This window comes from Terriglobales bacterium, from assembly GCA_035691485.1.
Classification (GTDB): Bacteria; Acidobacteriota; Terriglobia; order Terriglobales; family Acidobacteriaceae; genus JAIQGF01.
The window spans coordinates 34977-49778 of sequence record DASSIZ010000033.1; the positions used below are offsets into that span (position 1 = coordinate 34977).

At 60.3% G+C, this 14802-nt stretch carries 8 protein-coding genes; 3 read left to right on the plus strand and 5 right to left on the minus strand.

What is annotated here, in order from left to right:
- Positions 1-249 precede the first annotated feature (249 nt).
- Positions 250-1038, plus strand: coding sequence for a GAF domain-containing protein (locus VFI82_04300; GenBank protein HET7183879.1), 789 nt, complete (start codon positions 250-252; stop codon positions 1036-1038).
- Positions 1039-1042: 4 nt separating this feature from the next.
- On the opposite strand, the gene VFI82_04305 is transcribed toward VFI82_04300, so the two are convergent.
- Positions 1043-3280: a hypothetical protein gene (locus tag VFI82_04305; GenBank protein ID HET7183880.1), complete on the minus strand. Its 2238-nt coding sequence runs from the start codon at positions 3278-3280 to the stop codon at positions 1043-1045.
- A 376-nt stretch (positions 3281-3656) separates the two neighbouring features.
- Between VFI82_04305 and VFI82_04310 the strand changes: the two genes are divergently transcribed.
- Entirely contained in the window at positions 3657-4589 is a 933-nt protein-coding gene (locus VFI82_04310; GenBank protein ID HET7183881.1) for a RodZ domain-containing protein, read from the plus strand.
- 56 nt (positions 4590-4645) lie between these two features.
- On the opposite strand, the gene VFI82_04315 is transcribed toward VFI82_04310, so the two are convergent.
- From VFI82_04315 to VFI82_04330, 4 genes are all read right to left on the minus strand, one after another.
- Positions 4646-5524 carry a 5'-3' exonuclease H3TH domain-containing protein gene (locus VFI82_04315; GenBank protein HET7183882.1) on the minus strand — a complete coding sequence of 293 codons (879 nt, stop codon included), beginning with the start codon at positions 5522-5524 and terminating at the stop codon, positions 4646-4648.
- A gap of 278 nt (positions 5525-5802) precedes the next feature.
- Positions 5803-8565: a hypothetical protein gene (locus VFI82_04320; protein HET7183883.1), complete on the minus strand. Its 2763-nt coding sequence runs from the start codon at positions 8563-8565 to the stop codon at positions 5803-5805.
- A gap of 312 nt (positions 8566-8877) precedes the next feature.
- Complete coding sequence (locus tag VFI82_04325; GenBank protein ID HET7183884.1) at positions 8878-9996, minus strand: TIGR03790 family protein; 1119 nt, start codon at positions 9994-9996, stop codon at positions 8878-8880.
- 262 nt (positions 9997-10258) lie between these two features.
- Positions 10259-11524 carry a GAF domain-containing SpoIIE family protein phosphatase gene (locus VFI82_04330; GenBank protein HET7183885.1) on the minus strand — a complete coding sequence of 422 codons (1266 nt, stop codon included), beginning with the start codon at positions 11522-11524 and terminating at the stop codon, positions 10259-10261.
- Positions 11525-11709: 185 nt separating this feature from the next.
- Here VFI82_04330 and VFI82_04335 point away from each other — a divergent pair, with 185 nt between their 5' ends.
- Positions 11710-14466, plus strand: a complete 2757-nt coding sequence (locus VFI82_04335) for an AMP-binding protein (GenBank protein HET7183886.1) — start codon at positions 11710-11712, stop codon at positions 14464-14466.
- The last annotated feature ends 336 nt before the right edge of the window (positions 14467-14802 follow it).

Sequence of the window (14802 nt, forward strand, 5' to 3'; positions counted from 1 at the left end):
AAGAGATACAGATCGCGACCGCATGCAGGCTCATTTACAGACGGGCTGTAAGAAGTGCCGCAAAATGGTTGATTTATATAAGAGGGTCTCAGCGTGCGCCGCTGCTGATGGCCAATACCGGGTCCCTCAGGCACTACTACAGCGCGCACTCAATATCTTTGCACAAGCCGAGCCGTATGACGTGGTTAACCTAAATCGTAGAGGACGCAAAGCGGCATAATTGGAGCGTAGAGCCGGACGAGGAAATTCATGCAGCAGGTCAATATCCCCGCGGAACCCAACTCCAGGGTGACCCTTCTCTCCCGATCTCTCGTGCATCGCAGGGCGGAACACACTCCTCAAACCAGCCTGGATGTACAGCCGAAGCAGGCAACCGACATCGCGATGGCGGACGGTTGTGAGATGGTCGCCAAGTTCCTGCTGGGCACCACTTTCGCCTGCGGCGTTTCCATTGCCCTGCTCGATGAAACCGGCCTGCACTGCCGCGCCAGCGCCGGGGAAGCGCCCCAGCCGGGCACCGCCATCCGCATGGAAAACAGCATCTCCGGGCAGTGCATCCGCAGCGGCGCATCCTTCCACTGTGACGACACCCTTACCAAGTGTCCGAACGCACTGCCGGCAAGGTCCATCTTGCTCCTTCCCATCATCTGGGGACGCAACACGCGGGGTTTGGTCGCGCTGTTCTCGCGGCAACCGCAAGCCTTTGGTTCGGCGACGGCGGCGATCGCCCGCTCGGCGGCGGCGATGCTCGCCATCGCGCTGAATGCCTGGACTCCGCAACTCGATGCTCCCATCGACGGCCAGGTACTGGAGGCCGACATCGCAGAGCCGCTGGAACCTCCCGTTCCCGTGAAGCTTCCTGCGCCCGCAAAATTGAAAGCCGCTCCGCCAGCCGCGCCCGAGCAACCGGCTACGCGGCCCAGCCGCGACGGCGTGCGCCAGACGAAGGTTCTCTGCGGGCTGCCTTGCGCCGAATGTGGCGCATACTTTGCGGCCAGCGAGCAGGCCTGTCCGGTGTGCGGTACGCCCAGGCCCTGAGCGATCACTGGATCACTAGAACCGGCGCGCTTGCTTTCGCGATCCCCGGGATCGTCGCACGCAGCGTGGTCTCGCCGGGGGCAACGCCGGTCACCGAGACCGTGCCGGAGTTCAGTCCTGCCGTAATGTGAATTTGAGGTGTAACCAAGGCTGTGTTGCCGACCTTTAAGTTAATCGTAAATCCGCCTGAGGGTGCCGGGCCCGACAGCTGCAATGTAACTGACGCCGTATTGCCCACCGATACGCTGATCGGGTTCGGACTGATTGCAATGTTCAGCGCGGTCACCTGAATGCCGGCGGTTGCTTCCGTGATTCCAGGGGCCGTGGCATGAAGGATCGTCCCCCCCGGGACGATGCCGGTCACGGCGATCAAGACAGAGGTTTGACCCGCCGGCACAGTCACCGTCGCAGGCACGACGGCATACGCCGTGTTGTCCATCTTCAGAGTGACGATCAGTCCAGCTGACGGTGCCGCGGCCGACAACTGCAGCGTGGCCGTGATCGTATCTCCAACATAAACATTGACTGGGTTAGGTGTGATTGCCATGGCTGCCGGCGTCACATGAATGCCGGCGGTTGCTTCTGTGGTTCCAGGGGCCGTGGCATGCAGGATCGTGTCTCCCGGGGCCACGCCTGTCACTTGGATGGAGACAGAGGTTTGTCCCGCCGGCAAAACCACCGTTGCAGGCGCGACGGCATATGCCGTGTTGTCGATCTGCAGAGTGATGGGCAGCCCGGCTATCGGTGCCGGCCCCGACAACTGCAGTGAGGCCGTGAAAGTGTTGAATGCGGAAACACTAATCGGGCTCGGAATAATTGCAATCGTCGCCGGCGTCACATGAACGCCGGCGGTTCCTTCCATCGTCCCCGGGGCCGTGGTATGCAGGATCGTGTCGCCCGGGGCAACGCCTGTTATGGAAAACGCGATGGAAGTTTGCCCCGCCGGCAAAATTATCGTGGCAGGCGCGACGGCATATGCCGAGTTATCCATTTTCAGAGTGATGGCCAGTCCGGCTACGGGTGCCGGTGCGGACAACTGCAGTGTGGCCGTGACCGTGCTGAATGCGGAAACACTGATCGGGTTAGGAGTGATTGCAATGGTCGCCGGCGTTACCTGAATCCCGGTGGTTGCTTCCGGAGTCCCCGGGGCTGTGGCATGCAGTATCGTGCTGCCCGGTGCAACGCCCGCCACGGGGATCAAGGCTGTAGTTTGACCCCCCGGCACGGTAACCGTTGCAGGCGCGACGGCATAGGCCGTGTTATCCATCTTCAGAGTGATGGGCAGTCCGGCTGCGGGTGCCGGCGCCGACAACTGTAGTGTGGCCGTGACAGTGATGAATGCGGAAACACTGATTGGATTAGGTATGAAGGTGATCGTCAGCGGGTTTACGTGAATCCCGGCGGTTGCTTCCGGGAGTCCCGGGGCCGTGGCATGCAGTGTTGTGTCCCCGGCGGCAACGCCCGTCACCGGAATCGAGACGGAGGTTTGCCCCGCTGGCACGATAGCCACGGCAGGCCCGACAGCATACAAGGTGTTGTCCATCTTCAGAGCGATGGTCAGTCCGGCTGCTGGTGCCGGCGTCGACAACCGCAGTGTGGCCATTGAGGTGTCGCCCGCGGAAACACTGATCGGGCTAGGAGTGATTCCCATCGTCGAGAAAACTGCCGGCACGCTGCATGAGCAAGTGCCTGCGCCGCTGCCGAGATACCGCGTGAACAAGCACGCCTGGGACAAGAAGCCCTCTTCCGAAGCGCTTAAGGGAGAAGGCAGTGGCTCGCTTTCCGTGACGAACATTCCTCCACCACTCATTTGCAAGTGAGTTGCGAACATGTGGGCCAGGTCGGTGCTGGCGTTGGCGAGAGACGTCGTCGGGTCACAAATGCTGCCAGTCGCTGGCGTGGTGGCGACATTGATCACTCCATCCGCCGCGAGCGCCCCAGTGAGCGGGTTGTTGGTCAACTGAGTGCCTACAAATGCGGAAAAATATCCGTCCGGAGTCACTCGGCACGCACAGCAGGCGATCATCACCTGGTGGCTGTCGAATACATACAGGTTCGCGCACACGTCGCCCGTCGGCGAGCTCAGCGGTGTGCCGCCGGTGCCCACGTTGATGATCCGGATTAACTGGTCAGCTGCGCCCACGCCGCCGTTGTTGGCGAAATAATCTACGTAGTAGCTCTGTGCGGCTGCAACAACCGACATCAGGCCCAAAAGCGCTATAACCATCGGCGCTTTTCGCACGCGCTCGTCTCCTTGCGGTACGTCTTTCCCAGGCCTTGACGGGAAAACAATGCGGAAGACTGCCTGCAGGGTCAGGCGTTGTCAATTCTCCATCGGAACTAGCCCATGTGACTAAAAGGCAGGCTGGGCAAGGGTTTCGGGGGAAATGCCGAGACGGCAACAATATGTACTTTGAATTCGCACCGCGCCAGCGCAGGGTTTATCGCTGCGGAGAGGGAGAATCAAGAACACCGACGGCGCTGCACGTGCTTGCTGTCGAGTGCATCGACCGCATGCACTTACGTAATCTCCCCTATTGGTTAAATCATTGGAGAATAGAGCAGTTCGCGGCCCGGGGGTGAACGGTAAGCAAGCTTACTTCGGAGGTGGGCGGCTCATGGGATCATTTGGCGAGCGCATGCGGCGTGAGCGAGAAACGCGCGGCATTACTCTCGAGTCTATTTCTGGGTCCACCAAGATCCGCACCCACATCCTGGAAGCGCTTGAAAACGAGGAATTCGACAAGCTCCCCGGCGGTTTCGTCAACAAGGGATTTGTGCGGTCGTATGCACGCGTCCTCGGGATGAATGAGGAGCAGGTACTCAAAGAATTTATAGCCCTGGCGGGCGATCCCGAACAACCGCTTCCCGATGCGCCCGTACGGCGCCGTCCAGAGATAGGGAAGCCTCGAGAACGCCGCTCCTGGGGCGGCGTGGCGACCGTAGCGGTCTGCGCAATCGCGTTGCTGTTTGGCGCGTGGAAGACCGCGAGCATAACGCGCATAATACGTTACGGTAAGGGAGCTACGTGGTCAGGCCGGCAGGGGATTAGAAGCGAGCCGGCGATGACTCCGGCCGAGAGCGTCACCGCGACACACGCGTCTTTCAGTTCTCCCCAAACAAGTGAACAGCCGGCCGGTGCGCCGGTAACGGATCAGGTGGAGAATGCGGCGTCGACAACGCTCCATCCGGCGACGCGAACGACCCCCACTCCAGCCGCTGAACTGATTCCCGCAGCGGCACCCACGCGGACCGATGGATTCGTGATCCTGATAAAAGCGAACGAGCCTACGTGGGTTTCCATCACCGCCGATGACCAGCCCTTCTTCGAAGGGTTTCTGCAGCGCAAGCAGAAGGTTCACGCGCATTTGCAAGTCGTTCTCAAAACGAACAATGCGGGCGCGCTCGCGGTTTCGCGAAATGGCAAACTCCTACCGCCGCTTGGAGACCACGATCAGCAGACCACTGTTACCTTTGCTCCCGATGGGATAACTCACACCTTTACCGTCCCAAGTGAAACGGGAACAGAAGGCCCGAATAAAGAGAATTGAACCTTCTTGTCATTGGTGCGGCGATGAATACGCAACTCACCTTCGAGTTGCCTGTATTACAGAGTGACTGCTTTCGTGCTTGCCGATTTGGCTCTTCGAAAGAGACTGGGTGACTTTATTCGAAGGCTTTGTTCCTCGAAGTTCGGGCGCGGACCTTTCCAACGAAGATCCTCGACAGTATCGAAAACCGCCACATCCAGTCTCAGGGTAGCAAGGGTGCGAAACAACAGGGCGTCGTTCCAGGCGTTGCATAGAGATTCCGAGAGCAAGCGGGCTTTGCGGATTGAAGGATGCCATTCTCGCCAATCCTTCGGAATGTATTCAAGATGAGAGTACTGAGACAGGGCAAGAGCAGCAGCCTTTGTGCCCCATCCGGATAACCCTGGGAAGCCATCTGCACTGTCGCCGACAACAGCCAGGTAGTCGGGAATCGATTGCGGCTTCACCCCGAATTTGGCCACAACGCCGGCTTCATCGCGCAAGATGTCGCGCCTGCGGTCCAGCTGAACGACCCGGGTGCCCACAACACACTGACTGAGATCCTTGTCCGGTGTGCAAATGAACACTTGCCTCACACGATTATCCTGCGCTGCTTTAACGGCAGCGGAAGCAAGCGCATCATCCGCCTCGTAGTAGACCATGGGCCACACCACCACTCCCATTGCCACCAGGACTTCCTCGAGAATCGGGAACTGCGAGAGCAACGGCCGAGGCACACCTTCGCTGGTCTTATATCCCGGGTACAGGTCGTTCCGAAACGACTCCACGACATGATCGGTTGCAACCCCGATGTGGGTGGCACCGCGCTCGATCATCGACAGAACGGACGTTACGACACCGCGTACTGCACCAATCTCTTGGCCGTTCACATCCGCTGCAGCCGGCACCGCGAAAAAGTGACGGAACAGCTCATAGGTCCCGTCAATCAAGTACACATCCATGCGACTCCGATCCGGTCTTCCGCGGGCGATGTTAGTGAGTGATGAAGGACTTTAATCTATCCTCCTGCGGAGCTCGATACCCATCTGGGCATCCAGGCGGAGTAGCGCCGCTGTTCCGACTCAAGGGTTCACAATCTCCGGGAATTCTTTTGCACCACATCCCTTGTCGGTATTCAGTACAGTTTCGAACTGTAACACTGAAGTGCTCGTTTGCTACGTGACAGGAAAAAGGCGCCCCCACACGGAGGCGCCTGCGGAAGGGTGCGCTTGTTCTATGGCAATTGAAGTACCCAGGCGCTACGTCCGTGGGTAGCAGCGTAGAGCAAACGCGCGCTTGGAATGATGGTCAGGCCGGGAACTTCGACCATCGGCAAGCCTGAGCCGGCGACCGTCCAGGTCGTCGTCCCGTGGGCGAGCCGCATGACGCCGAAATCACTGGCGGCGTACAGGTCGCCGGTGACGTCGTCGCGAACCAGGGCAGTGATGGGCAAATCGGGCAAGTTATAGCTTACGTCTGTCCACGTGGCCGTGCTTCCGCTCAAGGTCACCTCAAACACGTGGCCCGGCTGGGCGGGGGTGTTGACGTTGTAGCCCGAGTACGAGACCCATGCGTGACGCGGTTTCGTCGGGTCAACCGTGGTCGGGTCAACCGCAATCCCGGTAACGAAGCGGCCGGGTGAGTTCGCAGCGGTGCTGTCAAGGCGTGTGAACGTCACCGAATTTGCCGCTGCATCGGCGTTGTCAGAAATGAACACGCGACCGGTGCCGGTTGCCACCCAGAGCGTCCCCGTGTTGCTCGGCATACGCGTGATCGTGGCTACGGCGCCGCCTGCCCGGGTCCCTAACGCCGCCGCGGTCAAGTCTGTCGCCCCGGTCGGCCCAACGCGCACGAAGTCACCGCAGGCTGGGAAGTTCGGAATGTTCCCGAGCTCCGGGCAATTGGCCTCAAGGAAACTACGGCTGCCTCCCCAATCCTGCGTCCGCCACACACTGAACGAGCCTTGGAAGATGGTCCCTCCCTGTGCCGGGTTCGGGTCAGCGATGATGGGGGGGTAGAAGTACGAGCTCTCCGGGCTAAGGAAGATCGGTGCACTGATGAAAACCCACCTCGTCGGATCGCCATTGCGGAAGTTGGCGTCGTTCGCCTGGCCGGTGAAGGTATTAAAACGCAGTGAGTCGTCTGCGGCACTAAATCCGGACTGCCCGCCGTCGCCGTACATCTCCTGATACCAGACAACTGGCGAACCCGAGTACTGCCACGTGCCATTGTCCTGCGTCCCGCCCTGGGCGTTGTTCTGAGGTCGTTTGGCGCTGGCCGAAAGACTTTGGAACTGCAACGTCGAGAAAGCTTCGTTCATGCTGTAGAGCTGATTGGGCACGCGCCAGAGCAGGCTCTGGCAAAGCGACAACCCACTCGGGCTCAAGCCGCGCGTGTTGCACTTGTAGGAGACGTTGGCAAAGTTGCCGTCTGAACGGACCACACCTCCATCCGATCCTTCCCAGTACTGAAATGGGTTGTTGGGGTTGACGACGATCGCATGCTGGTCGGGATGCGTACCGTCGGCGTGGTTCGGATCGCCGTCCAGCGTCAGATCGCTCCACGTCGCTCCGCCGTCGGTCGATAGCAGCACAGCGCGGCCGTTCGATACACCGCCGAGCTGGCCGTAGCTGAACGAACCTAGCAGATAGACAACATCGGGAAAGCCAGGCGGCGAGTAAGCAAAGTTATCGTACCAGCACTGCGGATCGCAGTAACCGATGTTCTGCGTCGTCGTTTTGTCGACGAAGCTGGCGTTGGTCGCGGTTTGCGCATTGTCTGCGCGGTAGAAGCGCGACGCGGGCCCGCCGGAGGCGCCAATTCCGACATACATCCGAGTGGTCCCATTGTTGTTCGCCAGCGCGAACTCAGAGCGGTCCGTATTGTTAGCATTGTTCGGCGGGTTAAGCGGGTTCTTGATCTGGGTCCACGTCGCACCCGAGTTGGACGAGCGCCAGACGCCCTCCCCAAGGAACGACGCATAATAAATCGAGCCGTTGTTCGGGTCGACTGCGACCTGATTCACGCCGCGCACCGAACCCAAGGCGGTAGAGACGTTGGTAAACGTCGCGCCGCCGTCCGACGACTTGTAGACGCCAAACGTGGCCGGGTTCGTCGCCGCCGGCGGGTTAGATGTCGTTGCGCCGTCCGTGGAACTGACGCCCCGAACAGCGCGCGCGATCCCGGCAAGGATGTCGCCGCTGGGAGTGATCGCTAAGCTCGCGACAGCGCGGCCTCGGAAGTTGGACGCAGCGGCGATGCTGCCCGGGAGCAGAGTCCAGGTGTTGCCGCCATCAGTGGATTTGTAGATTCCCATGCCGGCTTCGGAGTCGGCTGAGATATTCGGCTCGCCGGTGCCGGCATAGAGCGTATTGCCGGTCGCGTCGTTCGGATCAACGACTAGCGATCCTATCGCATTGGTGGCGAAGCTGCCTGAGACAAACTCCCACCTGGGGCTCCCGGCCAGCCCGTCCCTTGTCCGCCAGATGCCGCCGCCGGCGGCCGCGACGTAAATTGGGCAGCCACCGCTATGGCAAGCTGGTCCAATCGCCATCGCGGTGACCCGGCCCGCTGTGACGTACTGTGCCCCGTCAGCCAGGACGTCCAAGACACCCGGCTGCGTCGCCTTGCTCGGACCAATGAGCTGCCAGGTTCCGGCCGAGTGGGTTCCGGCATTGAGGGACGCCCAGCCGCTCTGTGCGGCTAGCGTCGCTGCCATCGGAATCTCAGCCGCGGGGTACGCCCGGATCAAATATGCCTGGATGTCGGGCGAAAAGTCAGGCCCGCGTTTTTCGCTCGCGCCGAAGCCGGCTTCTGCGTTCCTGCCGGGTTTGATTTCACCAACATCGCCCTTCTTGCCTACGATCGCATCCGCTTGGGCCTTGAGCGAGCGCGATCCACTCGTTCTTGCGACGAGGCCGATTGCCGCCACGATGAACACAGCGAGCAACCCCACTATCGCACGGCGAATTTGAACATGACGGGTAGTCGGCTTCATGAGAGTTCTCCTTGGGAAGATGTAATGCAGGCCTGTGTTTTTGAGACCGGAAATAGGACGTAGTTCAGGCGACGTAGTTCAGGCTATGAAGGCGCGGATCATTGAGCCCGGTAAGATTCTTATCGATCACGTGTTGCCGAGTGGGCGGCTACCCTGGAATGATGCGGCGCATCATACCCGTCGAAAACCCGCTTGGCAAGCGGGTTTCGCAAATTTCGGGAATGAAATTTGTGGTAGTAGCCCGCAATCTTTTTCACATAACAGCAGGAGAGTAGGGAGCTGGAGCCGCCGCATAGTCCGAACGCCTGATCTTTAAGGGAACGGCAGAGCAGGATGTGCAAAAGGCCTGTAAAGAGGATCACCAATGTAAATGATCATCCAGCTCAGCCACGGCGTGCCCCGCAGGAACGAGTCGCCTACGTTCGCGCCTTGCAGCAGATCGTGCACGATGAGGTCGGGACGCGGCAATCCTGTAAGGAATGGTTCCCCGACCGCGCCAGCTGTCACCGTGATTCCTCGCTTCAGCGCATTCGCCGACCAGTTGGCGCCGCCGCGTGGATTCTGTGCCGAAGCGCTATCCAGATGCCAGCCGATTGCGCCCACGGCCCAGGTGAAAGCGTCGTTGTAATTATTCAGCGAATACCAGCCGGAGTACAGAATCGCGTTGTCGCAGCGGTTGCCGGGAGAACTGAACTCCTCCGGCTTCGTGTCTTCAATGACGCTGAGGTGGGCCTGTCGGGCGAAAGCCGCCGCGCGGTGCAGCCACCATTCGCCAGCGCTGTAGCCCGACTCATCCAGCTTCTCCACCTCTGGCGTACGCAGGTCGAAGCAGGCCCGCCCTTTCAGCCCACGTTGCTCCGCGTACATCGCTTTGTCCACCAGCCCTCGTGCCAGTTCAGGCGTGTCTGCGTCCAGCCGCCACACCGAGTAAATCGTTGGTGCGTTGGGACGGTCGCGGAACTGGGCGAATGAGACGAATGGGGGATACATATTCGTCTTCGCCGAACCACCGCCGTAATATGGGTTTGCCTCCATTCCAGCTTGGGGCGCCTCGTTCCAGATGTCGGCGAGCCTCTGGTCCACGGCCAACCCACTGTTCTGCGGCATTCCCTTCAACTGATAGGGCGTTGCGTAGGTCTGGACTATGTACAGGATCTTGGTCTTACCCACCCGACTGAGGCACTTTCGTATCTGCGCCTGTTCATTTCGCAGATACTCGTTCACAGAGATTTCAGACCAGGGGCCACGAATGAATATATTGGGGCGAATGGCGCATTGGTTCCCGACTGGGATGCCGCGCCGCGCCATGTAGTACTCCGCCACCTTCTTCGACTCTTTCAAATCAGAGTTGTATACGACTAGGACACGTTGATTGAGAGGTAGGGTTTGAGGCCAGAGTGCGATCGAGGAGCAGACCACCAACGCGGTCATCGTCGCTTGCACCAGCTGTGTCCAAGTCAAACCGACTTCCTCCGATCAGCGCTCGTGAAAAGTTTCGCGGTGATTGCTCGCGGTGATTTCTCAAGGACTATAGTATGCGGACCAACGATTCAGCGTGCCTTCCGTTTCCCTGGAACAGAGAACTTTCTGAGTTCGCCGGCCGTCTTCTCCAATGTCGGACACGTCGAACCAAATCACAGCCAGTTCGTTTCCTAATCGAAGAGAAATTTAATACCTGGAGAGCGGTAGCGCGCTAGACCGAAACGCTGCGCAGCAGGATCACCGTGGCGTCATCCTTCAGCCCGCATTCGCCGCCAAACTGATGGATGGCACCCATCAATTGCGACACGCTGCAATCGTGCGACGATATGAAGTCGTGCAGGCGAGCGCTTCCGAATTCCTGCTCTTCGCAGTTCAACGCTTCGGAAATTCCGTCGGTATAAAACAGCAGGCGGAAATCACGGCACAGGGTCAACGTGTGCTCGGTAAATTCGCTGGGAAGCAAACCAAGCGGCATGCCGGCGTCGGTATGGAGCGGACGCACCTCATTTCCGTGGCACAGCAACGGCCAGGGATGACCAGCGCTGGCGAAGGTGAGTGTCCGGCACGCCGAATCGAGCACCGCATAGATCATGGTGACGTAGCGGCCAGTCGGTACGTCGTCAAGTAGTATCTGGTTCACTCGCGCCAGCACCTCTCCCGGGCCGCTCGCCAGGGGGGCCAGCGAACGCAGGATGCCGCGCACGGCTGACATCAGCAACGCCGCCGGCATGCCTTTGCCGGAAACATCGGCGAGGACAATGGCGACGCGCCCGTCGGCAAGTGGAATGAAGTCATACCAATCGCCGCCGACAGCGCCGGCTGGTACCCACTCCGTCTCCAGTTGAAACCCGGGCAGCAACGGCGCGCTGCGCGGCAGCAGGCTCTGCTGAATACGACGAGCCTCCTCCTGCTCGTCGCGTATGTGCTGAGTCTGGTGACGCTCCTTCTTGATTCGTTGCGCGTTGTCCACCGCTACCGCAATGTGGCCGGCCAGCGCCTTGAGTATCTCGACCTGCGCCTTGGGGAAGGCATCCACTTCGTGGTGGGAAGCCCCGAATACGCCAATCACCCGGTCGCCTACCTTCAAGGGAATCACGACTTCAGAACGGGTCTCGGGTTCGCACGGCCGGTAGTGCAGTTCCTGCGAGACATCGCGAGCGTAATGCGGTCTTCCGGTTATTAAAACCTGGCCAGATAACCCCTCCGTTACCGGGAAACGTTCGCCCTTCTTGGACTGCGTGCAGCCGTGCACCGCTGCGAGATGAAATTGGTCGCCCTCCACCAGCAGAATGCTGGATTCAATGCAGCCAAACTCGACGGCAATGCGGTGGACAATTGTGTCAAGCAGTTCGTCGAGCTCGAGAATGGAAGCGATCTGCTGTGCCGCCTTCTGCACAGAAACTAGGACATCGACTCGGCGCTGCTGGAAAATGGCCAGGTTCGGAGCGAGCTGAGAATGGCTGGTAGTGCTGGACACGGAAAGGGCCTCCATCGCACCCGTAATTAGATTCCACGGCCGCTTAGGGGATGCGAAAAGCGCGCCCGAATTGTCCCTTCAAAACGGTAGTGCCGACATAATCCAGCGCTGTCCCCGCTGTCGCTGCTTGCCGCGGTTTTCCTGCTGCGCTACCGCTCTCAATCCGCTACACTCACGTTCCGTCCATGGCCAATTTCTACAACCGTTTCTTGCAGTCGGTGGAGCGCTGGCCGGACCACTTGGCAGTTGAGATCCAACGCCACGCCGGGCCCCCGGAACGCGTTTCCTACCGGCAACTGCGCTCCGCGGCCGAATGCGTCGGAAAGTGGCTCACTTCCACCGGCCTTGACCGGGGCTCCCGCTGCGCCATTCTCGCCGCCAACGGCCCCCGCTGGATTGCGTGCTATCTCGGCACCGTCGCTGCCGGCATGGTTTCCGTCCCGCTCGACACCGCGTTCAATTCCGATCAGGTTTCCAAGCTGCTTCAGGCCAGCGGCTCTTCCCTTCTGTTCGTTGACGCCCGGCACCTGCCCGTCGCGCAACGCGCCATTGCCGGCGCCCCGATTCGCTTAATGCTGCTGGACGCAACCGCCTCCCCGGCTTCCGCTCCCGATTTCGATTCCGTGCTCCAGGCCGGGTCTGCCGGCTTTGTCGTTGCTGACGCTGCCGGCGACGACACCGCTGCCATCCTCTACACCTCCGGCACCACCAGCGATCCCAAAGGCGTCATGCTGACGCACGACAATTTCAAAGCCGAGACTGAGGGTGTCTTTCGCCTGCTCGACGTCACACCCCGCGACGCGATCCTGGGCGTGCTGCCGCTGTTTCACGCGCTCGCGCAGATGGCGAACCTTCTCCTGCCCCTGGCCGGTGGCGCCCGCATCGTTTTCCTCGAATCGCTCAATACCCAGGAACTGCTACGTGCCCTGCGCGAGTGCGACATCACCCTGTTCTGCTGCGTCCCGCAGTTTTTCTATCTCATTCACGAACGCATCCAAAATCAGGCCCGGGCGCGCGGCCGCCTCGCCGAGAGCGCTTTTCGCGCTCTGCTGCACTTGTCGCGCTTCGCCCGTGGTTTTAAGTTGAATCTTGGAAAGCTGCTATTCCGCTCGGTTCACGCCGCGCTTGGTCCAAAGATGCGTTACTTGATCTCCGGCGGATCCAAGCTCGATCCCGGCATTGCCCGCGACTTCTACGCCATGGGCTTCGAACTGCTCCAAGGCTACGGCCTGACCGAAACCGCCGGCGGCGCCATCGGCACGCCTCCCGACGACAACATGCTAGGTTCCGTCGGCAAGCCTCTGCATGGGATGGAACTGAAATTACGCGATGCCAAGCCCCTCGACGACGGTTCCGGTCCTGCGATCGGAGAAATCCTGCTTCGCGGGCCGCTGGTCATGAAGGGTTACTACGACCGCCCGCAGGCCACCGCCGAGGGCATTCGTGACGGCTGGCTGCACACCGGCGATCTCGGTTATATCGACAGCCGCGGAAACGTCTTCATCACCGGCCGCGAAAAGGATGTCATCGTCCTCAGCAACGGGAAAAACATCTACCCGGACGAAATCGAAGCGCACTACCTCAAGAGTCCCTTCATCAAGGAAATTTGCGTCCTGGGTTTGCAGAACCGCCCGGGCGAACCCATCGCCGAGCGCCTGCACGCGGTGGTGGTTCCCAACTTCGAGGTGCTGCGGGAGCGCAAAATCGTGAACGCGCGCGAAGTGGTCCGCTTCGATATCGAAACCTTGTCCGCGCAGTTGCCACCTACCAAGCGTATTCTCGGCTTCGATATCTGGCAGGAGGACCTGCCGCGCACCACCACCCGCAAGATCAAACGCTTTGAAGTGGAGCGTCGCATCAAGGCAGACGAATCCTCGGCACAGCCCAAGGGCGAAGCCATGGTCCGCTCACTTACTGAGGACGAGCAGGAATGGCTTGCAGAACCCACGGTCGTTCGCGCTCTGGAAGCGATCCGGCGCATCTCCGCCGACAGCAATCGAAAGCAGATTCATCCTCGCGACAGCCTCGAACTCGACCTCGGCCTCGATTCCATGGAGCGGGTCGAGCTTCTGGTCGCCCTCGAGCGCGAACTTGGCGCCAGCGTTCCGGACACCGTGGTCTCGGAGGTCTATACCGTCCGCGAACTGGTGGACGCCATTCGCCAGAACACCGGCTCCTCAGCGCGTGTTCAACACCTCCAGGCCTGGGACGGGGTCCTCAACACCGACCCCACCGATCCGGAAGTGCTCGCCGTCGCTCGCCGCAAGCCCGTCGCCGAGCGCGCATGGTTCCTGCTCACTCGATTGCTCAACCTTTTTGTGCGCGACCGCTTCGGGCTCGAAGTCTCAGGCATCGAGAAGCTGCCGCAGCAAGGGCCGTTTATCATCTCGCCCAACCACCAAAGCTTTATCGACGCGCCGATCTTGGTAAGTGTTTTTCCCTACTCTGTTTTCCGCGAAACATTTTATGTAGGTACGAGCGAGATCTTCGGCAACGGCTTCATGCGCATGCTGGCACGCACATTCCGGCTCATTCCGGTCGATCCCGACTCCAATCTCGTGCCCGCCATGCGCGCCGGGGCCTACGGCTTGCGCCACGGCAAGGTCCTGGTCCTTTATCCTGAAGGCGAACGCAGCATCGACGGCACGCCTAAAGTCTTCAAGAAAGGCGCTGCCATTCTCGCCACTCATTTGAAGGTGCCGGTCGTTCCCGTTGCTTTGGATGGATTTTTTGAAGCTTGGCCGCGCGGCAAGGGTTTCCAAAAGTTCACTCGCCTGAAGATCGTCTTTGGCGATCCCATTTACCCGCCGCAGCACGTCTCCAATCTTGAAGCGGAATACGATCGGCTGACGGCAGAATTGAAGTCCCGCGTCATGAAGATGTGGACGCCATTGCGTGAGCCCAAGTGCCGCGCCGCCGCTGCCGCTGCCGCGGCCCACTAGGCTTGAGACCACGAAGTCGAACCACGGTTCCTCGGCGATGAACTCGAAACTCCTGCCCAGCACCACCGGGTTGAAGTAGGCGATTGCCAGGATCAGCAACACGCTCGCAACGGCTGTCAGTACGGCGTGGCGCCGGCCATAAAAGTAGGCTGAGAAAATAGTCGGCAGCACGTAGAAGCCGAGGAGCATGCGATGCTGTGCCACCATCGAATTCAGTAGCAGCGCGATCGCGAACATTCCCAGCAGCAGCCACAATTCGCGGTTCACCGCCCCCAGCCGCCGGCGCAGCGCAACTTTCTTTACCCGCGCGGGCGGCCTGGGACTCGCGGCCGGCCG

Bases quoted from the DNA above. Each gene is read 5' to 3' on its own strand.
- VFI82_04300 (HET7183879.1), top strand. From the start codon at position 250: ATGCAGCAGGTCAATATCCCCGCGGAACCCAACTCCAGGGTGACCCTT.
- VFI82_04310 (HET7183881.1), top strand. From the start codon at position 3,657: ATGGGATCATTTGGCGAGCGCATGCGGCGTGAGCGAGAAACGCGCGGC.
- VFI82_04320 (HET7183883.1), bottom strand. From the start codon at position 8,565: ATGAAGCCGACTACCCGTCATGTTCAAATTCGCCGTGCGATAGTGGGG.
- VFI82_04325 (HET7183884.1), bottom strand. From the start codon at position 9,996: ATGACCGCGTTGGTGGTCTGCTCCTCGATCGCACTCTGGCCTCAAACC.
- VFI82_04335 (HET7183886.1), top strand. From the start codon at position 11,710: ATGGCCAATTTCTACAACCGTTTCTTGCAGTCGGTGGAGCGCTGGCCG.